Here is a 14,913-nt window from a genome sequence, read left to right on the forward strand (position 1 = left end):
CTGGAACGACAGCGAACCGTAGGCCGGATAAGCGGCGCTTATCCGGCGCTACAGGCGTAGCATGAAGTTGGCAAATGCAGTACGGGGGGCATATGACCTGGTTTATAGACCGGCGCCTGAATGGGAAGAATAAAAGCACTGTGAATCGCCAGCGCTTCTTACGCCGTTATAAAGGGCAAATTAAACAGTCGATCTCCGAGGCCATTAACAAGCGTTCGGTCACCGACGTGGAGAGCGGTGAGTCCGTCTCCATTCCCACAGAAGATATCAGCGAACCGATGTTTCATCAGGGGCGTGGCGGTCTGCGCCATCGCGTACACCCGGGTAACGATCATTTTGTGCAAAATGACCGCATTGAACGACCTCAGGGCGGTGGTGGCGGCTCAGGAAGCGGACAAGGCCAGGCCAGTCAGGACGGTGAAGGCCAGGATGAATTCGTCTTTCAGATTTCAAAAGACGAATATCTGGATCTGCTCTTTGAAGATTTAGCCCTGCCTAACCTGAAGAAAAACCAACAACGCCAGCTGACCGAGTATAAAACGCACCGGGCGGGTTTTACCTCTAACGGTGTTCCGGCCAACATTAGCGTGGTGCGATCTTTGCAAAACTCTCTGGCGCGCCGCACGGCAATGACCGCCGGTAAACGCAGAGAATTGCATGAGCTGGAAGATTCGCTGGAAACCATTAGCAAAAGCGAACCGGTGCAGTTACTGGAAGAAGAGCGGCTTCGCAAAGAAATTGCCGAATTGCGGGAAAAAATTGCGCGCGTGCCGTTTATCGACACTTTTGATCTCCGCTACAAGAACTACGAAAAACGCCCTGACCCTTCCAGCCAGGCGGTGATGTTCTGTCTGATGGACGTGTCAGGCTCCATGGACCAGTCCACCAAAGACATGGCCAAGCGTTTTTATATTCTGCTGTATCTGTTTTTAAGCAGGACATATAAGAACGTTGAGGTGGTGTATATCCGCCACCACACTCAGGCCAAAGAAGTTGACGAGCATGAGTTTTTCTATTCTCAGGAAACGGGCGGCACCATTGTCTCCAGTGCCCTGAAATTAATGGATGATGTGGTGAAGGACCGTTACGACCCCGCACAATGGAATATTTATGCGGCACAAGCATCCGATGGCGACAACTGGGCGGATGATTCGCCTTTGTGTCACGAAATTCTGGCGAAAAAATTGCTGCCGGTCGTACGCTATTACAGCTATATCGAGATCACCCGACGCGCTCACCAGACCCTGTGGCGGGAATATGAGCATCTGCAAACCACGTTCGAAAACTTTGCGATGCAGCATATTCGCGATCAGGATGATATTTATCCGGTATTCCGCGAGCTTTTTCATAAGCAAGGTGCCACCAGCAGAGATTAATCATCCACCATCAGCCAACGGTTAACGCCGCTGGCTGATTTCTAATAGCGACTATTTTACTTGCTGGCTTAATAAACACCGTGTTGATAATCAAGTCCGTTAATTCCAAAAACCTCTATATAATTTATTTCCCACGTTATCATTCGGAAAAACTCACATCAGACATTTATCTTTTCCGTTTTATCAGAGAATAGTCCCTGCCCTGAACGAAAATAGTTGATCACAATCAACACTGAACATTTTTATCATCAATAGAATCCCATCCACATCACAATCGATTGCCATTAAGAGTTGTTTTATGGAAAAGCATAAAATAAATGCACGGAGCATTCTTTTATTCACACTGCTACTTTTCGTTATCTTATTTTGTCTCACAATGCTATATCAGGAAAATTCCAGCGTAAAATCGATACCGCAATTAAATTATCTTATTGTTGTCGTGGCGTTATTTTTCTTGAACGCGATAATTTTCATTTTTATGATATTAAAATATTTTGCCAACAGCCGTCATTTTTCAACTCTCATTATGAGCTTAGCGTTCCTGAGCAGCTTGGTTTATTTTATAGAAACAATATTTATCATCAAGGAACCGATTATCGAGAGCGCGTTAATTCAGATGAAATCGAATGATATCTCAATCTTTTATCTCTTTCGACAATTAAGCTTTATATTCTTACTATCTCTGGCGCTGTTCTGTTCAGATATCAATAACGTAGACCAAACCGATAATAAGAAAAAAACCGTCGTTTTGCTAATGTCGCTGATCCCGTTCTTCTTCTTTCCTGTGATTGCCCATAACCTGAGCAGTTATAACCCAGATTATTGCTGGTTTATTGTCGATTACTCCAGAAAAAATGAAGCCGTCACATGGGGCGCTAACTACCTTAAAATCATCATATGCCTGTGGTCATTTTTACTTTTTTTTATCATCACCCAAACCCGATTGGCATCTGATCTTTGGCCTTATATTGCCCTGCTTTGCCTTTCGGCAATATGTTGTAATTTATTACTGCTGGCTCTGGATGATTATAACTATACTGTTTGGTATATCAGTCGGGGGATCGAAGTCGCCAGTAAGCTTTTCATCATCTCAATTCTCATTCATAACATATTTAAAGAGTTACACTTAGCAAACAAACTGGCCGTTCATGATGTAATGACCAATATCTATAATCGTCGCTATTTCTTTAATGAACTCGAGTTACGATTAAACACCAGGAACAAAACATGCTTTTGTCTTTTGTTTCTCGATATTGACCATTTTAAAAGAATCAATGACCGATGGGGACATGTGGTGGGAGATAGGGTGATCATCTCAATTGTTAATATTATACAACAAAGCCTTCGCTCAGAAGATCTGCTGGCGCGTCTGGGCGGAGAGGAATTTGGCGTCATGCTTTATAAAACGAATATAACCCAGGCCAGATTTATTGCTGAAAAAATCCGTAAAAATGTTGAAATGCTCACCGGAGAAAATAACATTTATAATGTCCCTGAACCGATGACAATAAGCATAGGCGCTTTTTTTGCGACCACGCCAGATTACAGCGCTTCGGACATCATGGTTCAGGCAGACAAAGCACTCTATGAAGCTAAAAACAATGGCCGTAATCAAGTGGTGATCCATCACACCTGAGCAAACTGTTTTAATTATGGTCATACACAATGTGTATGACCATTGTCTTCCTACTTTTTCGCCTATTTCCTCATTAGCGCTGTCCCACATCCTGTTCATGAGTATAATTAGCACCTTCTGCATTATGAGTACAAACGGACATTGTGCGATAATCTTCAGTTTCCGATCGGCAAGGGGTGTCATTTACCATGAAATTGCATCATAAAGCGCTCAGGCACTTTATCTACGCAAGCGTCATCGTCCTGACCTCTTCTTTCCTGGTTTACGAACTTATTGCCAGTAACAAGGCGATGAACGCCTATATGCGTTACATCATCGAGAAAGCAGATTCCTCTTTTCTGTATGATAAATATAGAAATCAGAGTATTGCTGCGCATTTAATGCGTACATTCGCCTCGCCGAAAACGCCTGTAACGACAGCGGAGAAAAACGCATTATGCGCTGCCTTTGAGACTCTCAACGATACACACGGACTCAACCTCACTGCGCATAATTACCGTGCGCTACACGGCACGTTGCAGACATCTGCCGAACGCTGCACGGAACAACTCGATGACGTGTTCTTGCTCCCGGCCTTCGACCAGGCAGTGAACGTCAATCGCCAGCAAGTGGATTTCAACCAGGGGCTGGGAACGCTGGAATATAAATTCCGATATTATTTCGATTTGAAAAATCACTACATCTATTTCTACGATCTGGTCAATTCACGCCAATTTTCGATGCACCACTGGTCTTTCCTGCAAAATGCAACATTAGGCATTGACCGGGAGGATATCGATGATTTATTTATCAGTCGCACGGTTATTTCCAGCATCTATCACGACGATCTCACACAAAAGAAAGTGATGAGCTTTTTAACGCCGGTCTATTTATCCGGAAAGTTGAAAGGTATGGTGATGGTAGACATTAACCAGGAGAATCTGAAGAATATTTTTTATACCCAGGACCGCCCTCTGGTCTCGCGTTATCTGAATGTGACATTGGCAGATATCGAATCAGGAAACACGATTGACATTCACCAGAGTGAAAGCGATCTCTTCCCGTATGTTCACCATGTTCATCACATTCCCGGTGGAATGCGTGTCACGCTGTCCCTCGATTTAATGTACTTTGTCGTCTCTTCCTGGAAGCTTTTTGCCTTCTACCTGTTAGCCACCGCGCTGTTACTGAATATGGTCAGAATGCATTTTCGTCTGTATCACAACGTCACCCGTGACAATATCAGCGATGCCATGACGGGGCTCTATAACCGAAAAATATTAACGCCCACCCTTGAGTTACGTTTACAGCGTCTGGTGAAATCAGGCACGCCCGTGACATTTATCGCCATTGATTGCGACAAATTGAAAATGATCAACGATACCCACGGGCATCAGGAAGGTGACCGGACGATTACGATCCTCGCAAAGTCCATTGAAGCATCAATTCGTAAAAGCGATTACGCCATTCGTCTTGGTGGTGATGAATTCTGCATTATTCTTATCGATTATGCTGTAGACGCCGCGAACACACTCCCGATGCGGATCGCAACAAATCTGCAAATCATCGCCGACGAAAGAACGATCAGCTTTTCCTGGGGAATGTATACCATGCAGGCGAATGACACTATTGATGACGCATATCAGGCTTCCGATGCGCAACTCTACCTCAACAAGCAACAAAAGCGGGATCGTTCGTGATAGTCTTTTCGCGTTGATTTTTCTCTGTGAAGTCAGGAGTAAGCATGACCGAAGTTGTTAAAGGCACCGCGACGCATCAGCGGTTGATTGCCTTATTATCACAGGAAGGGGCGAGCTGGCGCGAGGTCAGCCATGAGCCCGTGGGCAAATGTGAAGCCGTTTCTGAAATCCGCGGTACAGCGTTGGGACAGGGTGCAAAAGCGCTGGTCTGCAAAGTGAAAGGCAATGGCGTCAACCAGCACGTACTGGCTATTCTGTCCGCCGATCAGCAGGCCGACCTCGCTCAACTGGCAACCCATTTGGGCGGTTTGCGCGCCTCCCTTGCCAGCCCTGCAGAAGTTGATGAACTGACAGGCTGCGTATTTGGCGCGATCCCCCCTTTCAGCTTCCATCCTAAGTTGAAACTGGTCGCCGATCCGCTGCTGTTCGAACGTTTTAGCGAGGTCGCGTTTAACGCAGGCGTACTGGATAAATCCGTCATCCTGAAGACCGAAGATTACCTTCGCATCGCCCAGCCAGAACTGGTCACATTCCGTCGCATGTCATCGTGAGTTAATGGCTTCTTTCGAGAACCAGCACTGAAATCACAATAACGACGGCTATGGCCAAAAAAGAAGAGGTAATGAACAGCGTCTCAATAAACATGTGATCGTTCATGGTTTCACCCCGTGGTGACGAATATGACAACTCACTTGTTATTGATAGAGCAAATAGATGGCAATTTAATGACAGCCTCTTCAGTTTAAAAACCGACCTCGGGCATTCGCCTAAAAATAAAACCACCTCATAAAAAAAGCCTGTTCAGCTACGCATTTACGCGTACAGTAAGCAGGCTTATCTTTTTTTGGCAAGGAAACCCCGATGTTTGATGTCACTCTGCTGATCCTGCTCGGACTGGCGGCTCTCGGCTTTGTTAGCCATAACACCACTGTCGCCGTTTCAATTCTGGTGCTGATTATCGTCCGCGTGACCCCGCTGAATACCTTTTTCCCGTGGATTGAGAAACAGGGTCTCTCGGTGGGGATTATTATTCTGACAATTGGCGTTATGGCGCCCATCGCCAGCGGAACACTTCCCCCCTCCACCCTGATTCACTCCTTTGCAAACTGGAAATCACTGGTTGCCATTGCGGTGGGCGTATTTGTCTCCTGGTTAGGGGGACGCGGCGTAACGCTAATGGGCAGCCAGCCACAGCTGGTCGCCGGCCTGCTGGTGGGCACCGTCCTCGGCGTCGCTCTGTTTCGCGGCGTGCCGGTGGGTCCGCTTATTGCGGCGGGACTGGTTTCGCTGATCGTTGGGAAGCAGTAGTCAATCCCGTCAGATAACGGCCTGGTGTTTGTCCCAGGCCTTTTTTAAACATGGTGATAAACGCCGTTGTCGAGTCATAACCCAGCGTTTGCGCCACCTGTTGAACGCCTTTACCGTCAATCAGCGCCTGTAAGGCCAGGATCAGCTGCAACTGATGACGCCAGCGGCGAAAACTGAGTCCTGTTTCCTTCACCACCAGTCGAGCCAGATTACGTTCGCTCATGGCAAACTCACTGGCCCACTGCCCCAGCGTCTGCCATTGGGCGGGCTCACGTGCCATCGTCGCCACCATTCGGCGAATTTTCGGATGCCCGGAGACCGGCAGCTGCATCTGCTCCTGGGGCTGCTGTGGAAGCTCATCAAACAGCACCTGCGTCAGTCGCTGTGTGGTCGGTTCTGTACGCTGAAGATCCGATCTGTCGGCCAGTGCTAAGATAAGCTCCCGGCACAGCGGGGCAATTTTCAACGTGCAACAGCGTTCCGGCATTTTTACCGCCTCTGGCTCTATAAACAAAAAGCACAGCTCAGCCCCGGCAGTAACATGGTTGCTGTGCACAATTCCACCGGGTATCCAGACGGCGTACTGCGGCGGCACCATCCACATCGCATTTTCAACTTCACAGGTGATCGCGCCATGCTGGGCGAGGATCAGTTGCCCCTTGCGATGCTGATGCAACGGGCTGAACAGTTCGTCTTCTCTGGCGCGGATACAAAACGCGACGGCGACATCGTGGTGAAGATCGGGCTCATAGCCATCCAGTCTCAAACCAATCATCAATTTGTCCGACTTTAGCGATAATCTGTCATTTTAGCTTGATTCATCCAGTCTGTAAAAACGGTAAGGTAGCGCCTCGCCTGACACGATGAGAAGACAATGACCCTTTCACCTGCATTACGCGGCAAAAATACCGCCTTACTGATTGCCGGTATCCTGATGATTGCCACCACGCTGCGCGTTACCTTCACCGGTGCGGCGCCGCTGCTGGAGGCTATCCGTGCTGATTACGGACTGACGACGGCCCAAACCGGTCTCCTGACCACCTTACCCTTGCTGGCCTTTGCGCTGGTTTCGCCGCTGGCGGCGCCGATCGCTCGTCGATATGGGATGGAGCGCAGCCTGTTTGCCGCCATGCTGCTGATCTGCCTCGGGATCGCCGTACGCTCACTCCCCTCACCCTGCTTTTTATATAGCGGAACGGCGATCATCGGTTGCGGTATCGCCCTCGGCAATGTGCTGTTGCCAGGGCTTATCAAGCGCGATTTCTCGCAGCATGTGGCAAAACTCACGGGAGCGTATTCACTCACGATGGGCGCTGCCGCCGCGCTCGGATCTGCACTGGTTGTGCCGTTGGCGCTTCACGGTTTTGGCTGGCGCGGCGCGCTACTCATGCTGATGGCCTTCCCGTTGCTGGCCTTTCTCATCTGGCTACCCCAGTGGCACAATACCGCCCAGGCCAGTCTGAGTACCTCCAGGGCGTTGCACACCCGCGGAATCTGGCGTTCTGCCCTTGCCTGGCAGGTCACACTGTTTCTGGGTATTAACTCGCTGATTTATTACGTGATAATAGGCTGGCTGCCTGCGATTTTAATAAGCCAGGGCTACAGCGAATCGCAGGCAGGCTCCGTTCACGGTCTGTTGCAACTGGCGACCGCTGCACCTGGACTCCTGATCCCCCTGGTCCTGCACCGATTTAACGATCAACGCAGTATTGCCGCCGGGGTGTCGTTAATGTGCGCGATAGGTACCGCCGGAATCTGGCTAATGCCAGGACAAGCAGTGCTGTGGACGCTGCTGTTCGGATTTGGCTCCGGGGCAACGATGATCCTCGGGCTGACCTTTATCGGCCTGCGCGCCAGCTCTGCACACCAGGCGGCTGCGCTTTCGGGCATGGCACAATCGGTCGGTTACTTGCTCGCGGCATGCGGTCCGCCGCTGATGGGAAAAATTCACGACACCCGCGGAGACTGGCACATTCCGCTGATGGTGGTGGCGGTGTTATCTCTGGTGATGGCTGTGTTCGGACTCTGCGCCGGGAGAAACCGGGAGATCGCCACACAATAACGTTGCGGGCAGGTGTCATAACCTGCCCTTTTGTTTAACCTCGTGCGACCCGCAGCATCGCCTGCACCAGCGGCACCGGTTTGCCGGTCAGCGCGCCGCGTTCATGTTGAAAGAGCGTGCCGACAAAAAACGGATGCGTCACCAGTTCAATCGCGCGAACCTCGCCTGCTTCATCCCAGCCGGTCACCCGCAGATCGCCACGTTCAAGTTCGGCGGTAAATTCTTCAGACACGCCGTAGTTGCAGTGATAGCCCTCAGAGATCACCGTCTGCCCATACGCTTTGGCGATCAGCGTATTCGCCCGCAGTTCGATAGCCTCGGTTTTTTCCACCAGGGAACAGGCCAATGGCGCAATCACCATGCGGCCTGAAGTGTCGGTCTCAGCGTGTGCGGCATCGCGCCAGCCCACGACATTACGCGCATACTCCAGAATGGCATGCTGAAAGCCGCCACAGGTTCCGAGAAAAGGAATGCTGTTTTCCCGCGCATAGCGAATGGCGATCAGCGCGCCTTCCGTATTCTGATACGGACTGCCAGGCACTACCCAAATTGCATCGTAACCCACCAGATCTTCAGCGCTACCGATATCAGACGTCGTCAGCCAGTCGTAGTCGGCCATGAGCTCCAGCACCGCAGCGGCGTCATCAATCGCCAGGGGAATAGCCTGATGCGCCACGATCTCTGGGTTGTAATCACCCACCAGCGCAATGCGTAGCGTATCTTTAACAGGGGAGAATGCCATGAGGAGTTCCTTATGCCAGGACAATGAGAGACAACATAAGGAATCTCAAACTACCGATCTTTTGCGGTTTTCACAATCCCTTAATTTAGGGGGCGTCGTCGCCAGGCGCTATCGTGTTCGCGATGACGTCAGACCTGCTTTATGGTACTCATAGGGATCGGTTAACCCGCCGAATGGATGAGAGGGAAACATGAAAATTCAGTGTAAACGCGTTTATGACCCGGCAGATCAAAGCGATGGATATCGTGTGCTTGTCGACAGGTTATGGCCACGCGGGATCAAAAAAACGGATCTTGCGTGTGATGAGTGGGATAAAGCCCTGACGCCGTCGACCGAATTGCGTAAAGCCTTTCACTCTGAAGCGATAGATTTCACACACTTTTCAGAACAGTACCGCGCAGAGCTGGCGCAATATACGCAGGAAGGCCAACGGCTGGCGGACATTGCCCGCCAGCAAACGCTAACGCTGCTGTATTCAGCAAAAAACACCGGGCAAAACCATGCTCTCGTGTTAGCCGAGTGGTTACGCGGTTTTTAATTCACTCATTTGTTGGTCGGATGATCTCTGCGCCAGAGCGCCCACTCATCGATGACTTCCCCGCCAGGCAGTTTGCAGTCTGCACGCGCGCCTTGTGGGGTCTGAACCGGCACGAGCGTTCCGCCTTTTTGTTCACAATAGACCGCCGCAGGATTCGCCATACCGACCTGAGGGGGTTTAGGGGCATCAGGCAGTGTTGACGATGAACATGCAGCCAGTCCCAGAATACAAGGCAGCACGGCAAGAATGAATTTCATATAATCTCCCATTAACGCAATATCCGGACAGGGTAACCCGTCTGATAAGGCATCTCCATGTTTTATTGGCATCTTTTCCCTGTTACTCACTTTCTGGCAGAACAGATACATTTCATTTGTCAAAGTGATACTCTACCTGCCCAGCAAAGCAGAAATTTTCAGCACACTGTGCTACCAATCAGGGAGAACCTTCGCGTCATGCCAGATATGATCCTCGCCCGCGTCTCGCAATCACTCGCCACTGAACAGTCTCTGGAAAGCCTGGTTCGGCAACTTCTGGAGATGCTGGAGATGGTGACCGAGATGGAATCAACCTATCTGACGAAGGTCGATCTCGATGCCCGTTTGCAACACATCTTGTATGCCCGTAACAGCAAGCAGATGCACATTCCGGAAGGATTATCCGTGCCCTGGGATGAAACGTTGTGTAAACGCGCAATAGACGATAACTGTTTTTACAGTGATAACGTCCCGGAGCGCTGGCCTGATTGCACCGCCGCCCAGGCGCTGGAAATCACCACATTTTTAAGCACGCCGGTTCATCTTCCGGACGGCACGTTTTACGGTACGCTGTGCGCCACCAGTAAGCAGCAACATAAATTGAGTCACCGTGGAGAACAGGTATTGCATCTGTTTGCCGGACTCATTGCCCAGTATATTCAGAAAGAGTCACTGGTTTCTCAACTGCAATCGGCCAATGCGGCGCTTATCGCGTACTCGTATACTGACGCACTCACCCGCTTACCAAACCGACGGGCCATTTTTGAGAATATGGACACGCTTTTCTCACTGGCCAGCCATCTGAATCGCAACGTCATTGTGGCGTATATCGATCTGGATCATTTTAAACAGATCAACGATCGCTATGGGCACGAAGCCGGCGACCAGTTTCTAATCCAGGTCGGCCAGCGCCTGACCGACTGGCGCAGCGAACACGACATTATTGGCCGCTTAGGCGGTGATGAGTTTCTGGCCGTGTGTCTTGCCGATGAAAATGACCTTAGTCTGCAAACGTTAAAAGACCGGCTACAGCAGCAGATTCGTGGGGAGTACCAGGTCGAGGGCGAGGTTCTGTTTTACCCTGGCGCCAGCCTCGGCGTTATTGAAGTCAATCCTCGTGAGACGGACGTTGACAGTGCTCTTCGCGCTGCGGATAGCGCTATGTATCAGGATAAAAAGCGCAAAGATAAAACACCTTTTGTCACGCATTGAGCCCTGCTATTCTGGCGCGTCATCAAATAACACAATCAGGTGGTAGCATGAGATTGGGTATTGTTTTTCCTGTCGTCATTTTTATTACAGCGGTTATTTTCTTAGCGTGGTTTTGTATTGGTGGTTACGCAACCCCCGGAGCATAACGGTGAAAAAAACAACGCTTATCATGATCGGCGTGGCCATTATTGCGCTAGTGGGAACGGCGCTGGGTTGGTGGTAACGGCGGTCATTTAAAATAATAAAGGCCACCGTCGGTAGCCTTTTTATCTTGCGATATTCTTCGTTTAGCTTTTGATTTTTCTGTAGATAAACAGAACAACAATGGCACCAATAACGGCGACGGCAAAACTGCCAAAGTTGAAACCGTCAACTTTGCCAAATCCGAGAAGTGTGCTGATCCATCCCCCTACAACGGCACCGACGACCCCGAGAATGATCGTCATAAAGAAACCACCGCCATCCTTACCAGGCATAATCCACTTCGCCAGAATACCTGCAATAAGCCCAAAGATAATCCATGAAATAATGCCCATTCTTTCCTCACTTATGTTTTTACGTCAGCGATTAATTCGCTGCTAAAAAGAATAGCACATGGTCAGAAAATTGAAATTTGTGATCAGTATCACCTTTCAGTATTTCACGTTCTTCCGTTATTCGATCAAATAAACACGCATAAAAGACAGGGTTGAAATGTTAGATGATAAAGATTATCTTTCTCATTACTGAATAGTTGAGTAAATAACTCGGGTATTTGGTACGACATTGCTCACATTGCTTCCAGTATGTTTTGCCCGCCTCAATGAGTGCGGGCTTTTTTTTGACATCTGCCCGTCATTTCTGTCGATCCGTCTGTCATTTCTCGCCCGCCTTCTCAGCAAAGCCCCGCCGTCTCTGGTTTTCCGCTTTTGGCACAATTTATGCTTAGCTTCCTCTGTCGCTACGACAAAACGAAGTCCATCGCCTGTAATGCGCTGACTTCTTCTTCAATTCGCGCTATTTCAGCATTTAACAGGTCTGTTATTGATGAAAAAAATCACCAGTGTGTGCCCTTATTGCGGGGCCGGGTGCAAGCTCACGCTTGTTGTTGAAAATAACAAAATCATCCGCGCCGAAGGTGCAGAAGGTGTAACGAATCAGAATCAGCTATGCCTGAAGGGATTTTATGGTTGGGATTTTCTTAACGACACACGTCTTCTGACGCCGCGTCTGACCCGCCCAATGATTCGCTATGAAAAAGGCGGCAAACTCACCCCTGTGAGTTGGGATGAAGCCATCCGCTATACCGCAACGCGTTTGTCAGAAATTAAAGCGGCCTTCGGCCCTCGCGCCATCATGACCACCGGTTCTTCCCGCGGGACAGGGAATGAGACGAACTACGTCATGCAGAAATTTGCCCGCGCCGTGCTGAATACCAACAATGTCGATTGCTGCGCTCGCGTGTGCCATGGCCCTTCCGTTGCTGGTTTGCAGGAGACGCTGGGCAACGGCGCAATGAGCAACGCGATTAGCGATATTGAAAACTCTAAATGCCTGCTTATTTTTGGCTACAACTGCGCCGACTCCCACCCAATCGTGGCGCGCCGGGTCATTAAGGCGCGTCAGAACGGCGCCAAAATTATCGTGTGCGATCCAAGGCGCATTGAGACGGCCCGCATTGCTGACCAGCATCTGCAACTGAACAACGGCTGCAATATGGCGCTGGTCAACGCCTTTGGCTATGTCCTGATTGATGAGCAGCTTTATGATCGGGAGTATGTGTTAAAACACACCGAAGGGTTCGAGGATTACTGGCAAACCGTGAAGGATTTTTCGCCAGAATCCGTCGAACACCTGACCGGCGTCCCTGCACAACAGGTACGTCAGGCTATGCGGACTTTCGCCGCCGCCCCTTCTGCGACGGTGATGTGGGGAATGGGCGTAACGCAGTTTGGTCAGGCCGTTGACGTCGTTCGCGGTCTGTCGAGCCTGGCCTTGCTGACCGGAAATCTGGGGCGTCCTCATGTCGGCGTCGGGCCGGTTCGCGGTCAGAATAACGTGCAAGGGGCGTGTGATATGGGCGTGTTGCCCAATCAATTCCCCGGTTATCAGGACGTGACGGATCCAGCAGTCAGAGAGAAATTTGCGCGCGCCTGGGGCATTGATGCCGCGCTGATGGACGATAAAGTCGGCACGCGTATTACTGAGGTGCCTCATCTGGCGCTCGAAGGTAAAGTCAAAGCTTACTACATCATGGGGGAAGACCCGCTGCAGACAGAGGCCGATCTGGGGCTGGTACGTTCAGGCTTCGACGCGCTGGATTTTGTCGTGGTGCAGGATATCTTCATGACCAAAACGGCAGAAGCGGCTGATGTGATTCTGCCCGCCACCTCGTGGGGTGAACACGGAGGCGTCTTTACCTGCGCCGATCGTGGTTTCCAGCGTTTTGAAAAAGCCATTGAGCCGACTGGCGATGTGAAGCGTGACTGGGAGATAATCAGCCTGCTCGCCACCGCAATGGGCTACCCCATGAAGTATGAAAATAATCAGCAAATCTGGGATGAGATGCGCGAGTTATGCCCGCTATTCTACGGTGTGACGTACGAAAAAATGGGCGACATGGGGCATATTCAGTGGCCGTGTCCTGACCTTGATCACCCCGGCACCCCGTATCTTTATCTGCACAGCAAATTTGATACGCCCAGCGGGAAAGGCAAGCTGTTTGCCGCCCCGTGGCGCGCGCCTGCTGAGGTGCCGGATGAGGATTTCCCGATGGTGCTTTGCACCGTGCGTGAGGTCGGGCACTATTCCTGCCGCTCCATGACCGGTAACTGCGCGGCGTTACAGGCGCTGGCTGATGAACCGGGGAATGTGCAAATCAACGGACTTGATGCGGAAAAACTGGGGATTCGCCATCGCGATCTGGTCTGGGTCAGTTCTCGTCGCGGTAAGGTGATCAGCCGTGCCGACGTCTCCGACCGTATTAACCGTGGCGCAGTCTACATGACGTATCAATGGTGGATTGGCGCCTGTAATGAGCTGACTCAGGATAACCTGGATCCCATCTCAAAAACGCCTGAAACAAAGTACTGCGCCGTGAAAATCGAACCGATTGCCGATCAGCGCTGGGCGGAAAACTATGCTGTAGACACTTACACGGCGATGAAATCGCGTCTCTGTGAGGCCATCGCGTAAGCGTCATTATCTCGCCTGGGTCCGTATTTGCGGACTCAGGCTACCTGCATCGGCTAACGCACTATTTCGCGAACTGCACATCACCGACCCGGGACGTGGCATTCTCGCCCACTCTCTCCCGCTGCATAAACCCCAACGTAATTAAAAATAATCCCAACATAAACGGCAATTCATATAGCTCTTCAATCAGATCGGCATAGTGCAGGTTGTGCAGGAAAACGGGCGCCATCAAACGATGATGCTCTACGGCGTCGGAAATCAAAAACGTCGCGGCGGTGACAGCAAACAGCCACAACGGGAACGGCTCTTCACGCAGTCGACGCACAATCTCGTGACGCAGCGTTTTCGAGAAAAATACCGGTAGTGCGAGTGCTGCGATCAATATCACCGAGATAACCCTGAAGATGATTCTGGGCTCGTCCGGGAAATAAGCGCGTCCCCAACTGGTGCTTCGCCCCAGGAGCACCAGCCACCATACAACGGCCCAGAGCCAAAACTGTTTTGCCCCTTCCGGGCGAGAGAGTGGCTTGATATACCAGGCGGTAAACAATGCGCCAAACAGCAACCATAGCGCTTGTCCATTTTCAATCCACGTCACCACGACGCCATCAAGCAGGGGAAGATGCCAGTCAGCAGTGAAGGGGATAACTATCGCGGCCAGTACAAGCAGCACCGTTATCGAGGTGATTCGGGTATCAAGTTTCATAAGCATTTTAGTCTGTTCCGCTTTCGATACCTGAATCATAAGTTTTATGAATATTCATTCATTAGCAATCTATGCCATATTCTTAAGGTTTTCTTAATATTTTATTTCTACTGATGTCAGCGGGTAAGGTAGTCTGCCAGACCGTTAACAAAAAAGCCGCACAGCGCGGTCATCACGCTATGCGGCTTAGAGGACTGAAAGCGTTACGCTTTCGTTAGCTGGC

General features: G+C 50.4%; 16 protein-coding genes. 10 read left to right on the forward strand and 6 right to left on the reverse strand.

Annotated features, from left to right (window positions below; genetic code table 11):
• The first annotated feature begins 92 nt into the window (after window positions 1-92).
• From AC07NP_RS06090 to AC07NP_RS06105, 4 genes are all read left to right on the forward strand, one after another.
• Window positions 93-1,376 carry a YeaH/YhbH family protein gene (locus AC07NP_RS06090; RefSeq protein WP_494659880.1) on the forward strand — a complete coding sequence of 428 codons (1,284 nt, stop codon included), beginning with the start codon at window positions 93-95 and terminating at the stop codon, window positions 1,374-1,376.
• Window positions 1,377-1,674: 298 nt separating this feature from the next.
• Window positions 1,675-3,012 (forward strand): sensor domain-containing diguanylate cyclase, encoded by a 1,338-nt coding sequence (locus AC07NP_RS06095; RefSeq protein WP_494659881.1) that lies wholly within the window; start codon window positions 1,675-1,677, stop codon window positions 3,010-3,012.
• A gap of 188 nt (window positions 3,013-3,200) precedes the next feature.
• A complete protein-coding gene (gene dgcJ, locus AC07NP_RS06100) occupies window positions 3,201-4,691 on the forward strand; it encodes a diguanylate cyclase DgcJ (protein ID WP_494659882.1) in 1,491 nt (496 codons plus the stop codon).
• Between the two features lie 44 nt (window positions 4,692-4,735).
• Window positions 4,736-5,242: a YbaK/prolyl-tRNA synthetase associated domain-containing protein gene (locus AC07NP_RS06105; RefSeq protein ID WP_490467834.1), complete on the forward strand. Its 507-nt coding sequence runs from the start codon at window positions 4,736-4,738 to the stop codon at window positions 5,240-5,242.
• Between the two features lies 1 nt (window position 5,243).
• Here AC07NP_RS06105 and yoaI read toward each other — a convergent pair whose 3' ends face one another.
• Window positions 5,244-5,348 carry a small membrane protein YoaI gene (gene yoaI / locus AC07NP_RS06110; protein ID WP_238929142.1) on the reverse strand — a complete coding sequence of 35 codons (105 nt, stop codon included), beginning with the start codon at window positions 5,346-5,348 and terminating at the stop codon, window positions 5,244-5,246.
• A gap of 204 nt (window positions 5,349-5,552) precedes the next feature.
• Here yoaI and AC07NP_RS06115 point away from each other — a divergent pair, with 204 nt between their 5' ends.
• Entirely contained in the window at window positions 5,553-5,999 is a 447-nt protein-coding gene (locus AC07NP_RS06115) for a DUF441 domain-containing protein (protein WP_494659883.1), read from the forward strand.
• On the opposite strand, the gene AC07NP_RS06120 is transcribed toward AC07NP_RS06115, so the two are convergent.
• Complete coding sequence (locus AC07NP_RS06120) at window positions 5,956-6,774, reverse strand: AraC family transcriptional regulator (protein WP_494659884.1); 819 nt, start codon at window positions 6,772-6,774, stop codon at window positions 5,956-5,958. The genes AC07NP_RS06115 and AC07NP_RS06120 overlap by 44 nt on opposite strands.
• 99 nt (window positions 6,775-6,873) lie before the next feature.
• On the opposite strand from AC07NP_RS06120, the gene AC07NP_RS06125 reads away from it, so the two are divergent.
• Window positions 6,874-8,061, forward strand: a complete 1,188-nt coding sequence (locus AC07NP_RS06125) for a CynX/NimT family MFS transporter (RefSeq protein WP_494659885.1) — start codon at window positions 6,874-6,876, stop codon at window positions 8,059-8,061.
• A gap of 34 nt (window positions 8,062-8,095) precedes the next feature.
• Here the strand turns inward: AC07NP_RS06125 and AC07NP_RS06130 are convergent, their stop codons facing one another.
• Complete coding sequence (locus AC07NP_RS06130) at window positions 8,096-8,803, reverse strand: CTP synthase C-terminal region-related (seleno)protein (RefSeq protein ID WP_494659886.1); 708 nt, start codon at window positions 8,801-8,803, stop codon at window positions 8,096-8,098.
• Between the two features lie 190 nt (window positions 8,804-8,993).
• Here AC07NP_RS06130 and AC07NP_RS06135 point away from each other — a divergent pair, with 190 nt between their 5' ends.
• Window positions 8,994-9,341 carry a DUF488 domain-containing protein gene (locus AC07NP_RS06135; RefSeq protein WP_494659887.1) on the forward strand — a complete coding sequence of 116 codons (348 nt, stop codon included), beginning with the start codon at window positions 8,994-8,996 and terminating at the stop codon, window positions 9,339-9,341.
• A 5-nt stretch (window positions 9,342-9,346) separates the two neighbouring features.
• Here AC07NP_RS06135 and AC07NP_RS06140 read toward each other — a convergent pair whose 3' ends face one another.
• Window positions 9,347-9,598 carry a putative hemolysin gene (locus AC07NP_RS06140; RefSeq protein WP_494659888.1) on the reverse strand — a complete coding sequence of 84 codons (252 nt, stop codon included), beginning with the start codon at window positions 9,596-9,598 and terminating at the stop codon, window positions 9,347-9,349.
• Between the two features lie 198 nt (window positions 9,599-9,796).
• On the opposite strand from AC07NP_RS06140, the gene AC07NP_RS06145 reads away from it, so the two are divergent.
• Together AC07NP_RS06145 and AC07NP_RS06150 are read left to right on the forward strand one after the other, a co-directional pair.
• Complete coding sequence (locus AC07NP_RS06145; protein WP_494659889.1) at window positions 9,797-10,810, forward strand: sensor domain-containing diguanylate cyclase; 1,014 nt, start codon at window positions 9,797-9,799, stop codon at window positions 10,808-10,810.
• 47 nt (window positions 10,811-10,857) lie between these two features.
• Window positions 10,858-10,956, forward strand: a complete 99-nt coding sequence (locus AC07NP_RS06150) for a YoaK family small membrane protein (protein WP_203358063.1) — start codon at window positions 10,858-10,860, stop codon at window positions 10,954-10,956.
• A gap of 141 nt (window positions 10,957-11,097) precedes the next feature.
• Here AC07NP_RS06150 and AC07NP_RS06155 read toward each other — a convergent pair whose 3' ends face one another.
• A complete protein-coding gene (locus AC07NP_RS06155; RefSeq protein ID WP_203358064.1) occupies window positions 11,098-11,346 on the reverse strand; it encodes a GlsB/YeaQ/YmgE family stress response membrane protein in 249 nt (82 codons plus the stop codon).
• 490 nt (window positions 11,347-11,836) lie between these two features.
• Here AC07NP_RS06155 and fdhF point away from each other — a divergent pair, with 490 nt between their 5' ends.
• Complete coding sequence (fdhF, locus tag AC07NP_RS06160) at window positions 11,837-13,984, forward strand: formate dehydrogenase subunit alpha (RefSeq protein WP_494659890.1); 2,148 nt, start codon at window positions 11,837-11,839, stop codon at window positions 13,982-13,984.
• A 61-nt stretch (window positions 13,985-14,045) separates the two neighbouring features.
• Here the strand turns inward: fdhF and AC07NP_RS06165 are convergent, their stop codons facing one another.
• Window positions 14,046-14,690 (reverse strand): hypothetical protein, encoded by a 645-nt coding sequence (locus AC07NP_RS06165; RefSeq protein ID WP_494659985.1) that lies wholly within the window; start codon window positions 14,688-14,690, stop codon window positions 14,046-14,048.
• Window positions 14,691-14,913 lie beyond the last annotated feature (223 nt).

This window comes from Citrobacter sp. GW821-FHT07H02, from assembly GCF_059418505.1.

Coding starts and splice junctions, on each gene's coding strand:
- AC07NP_RS06090 (WP_494659880.1), top strand. CDS start 93: ATGACCTGGTTTATAGACCGGCGCCTGAATGGGAAGAATAAAAGCACT.
- AC07NP_RS06095 (WP_494659881.1), top strand. CDS start 1,675: ATGGAAAAGCATAAAATAAATGCACGGAGCATTCTTTTATTCACACTG.
- dgcJ (WP_494659882.1), top strand. CDS start 3,201: ATGAAATTGCATCATAAAGCGCTCAGGCACTTTATCTACGCAAGCGTC.
- AC07NP_RS06105 (WP_490467834.1), top strand. CDS start 4,736: ATGACCGAAGTTGTTAAAGGCACCGCGACGCATCAGCGGTTGATTGCC.
- yoaI (WP_238929142.1), bottom strand. CDS start 5,348: ATGAACGATCACATGTTTATTGAGACGCTGTTCATTACCTCTTCTTTT.
- AC07NP_RS06115 (WP_494659883.1), top strand. CDS start 5,553: ATGTTTGATGTCACTCTGCTGATCCTGCTCGGACTGGCGGCTCTCGGC.
- AC07NP_RS06120 (WP_494659884.1), bottom strand. CDS start 6,774: ATGATTGGTTTGAGACTGGATGGCTATGAGCCCGATCTTCACCACGAT.
- AC07NP_RS06125 (WP_494659885.1), top strand. CDS start 6,874: ATGACCCTTTCACCTGCATTACGCGGCAAAAATACCGCCTTACTGATT.
- AC07NP_RS06130 (WP_494659886.1), bottom strand. CDS start 8,803: ATGGCATTCTCCCCTGTTAAAGATACGCTACGCATTGCGCTGGTGGGT.
- AC07NP_RS06135 (WP_494659887.1), top strand. CDS start 8,994: ATGAAAATTCAGTGTAAACGCGTTTATGACCCGGCAGATCAAAGCGAT.
- AC07NP_RS06140 (WP_494659888.1), bottom strand. CDS start 9,598: ATGAAATTCATTCTTGCCGTGCTGCCTTGTATTCTGGGACTGGCTGCA.
- AC07NP_RS06145 (WP_494659889.1), top strand. CDS start 9,797: ATGCCAGATATGATCCTCGCCCGCGTCTCGCAATCACTCGCCACTGAA.
- AC07NP_RS06150 (WP_203358063.1), top strand. CDS start 10,858: ATGAGATTGGGTATTGTTTTTCCTGTCGTCATTTTTATTACAGCGGTT.
- AC07NP_RS06155 (WP_203358064.1), bottom strand. CDS start 11,346: ATGGGCATTATTTCATGGATTATCTTTGGGCTTATTGCAGGTATTCTG.
- fdhF (WP_494659890.1), top strand. CDS start 11,837: ATGAAAAAAATCACCAGTGTGTGCCCTTATTGCGGGGCCGGGTGCAAG.
- AC07NP_RS06165 (WP_494659985.1), bottom strand. CDS start 14,690: ATGAAACTTGATACCCGAATCACCTCGATAACGGTGCTGCTTGTACTG.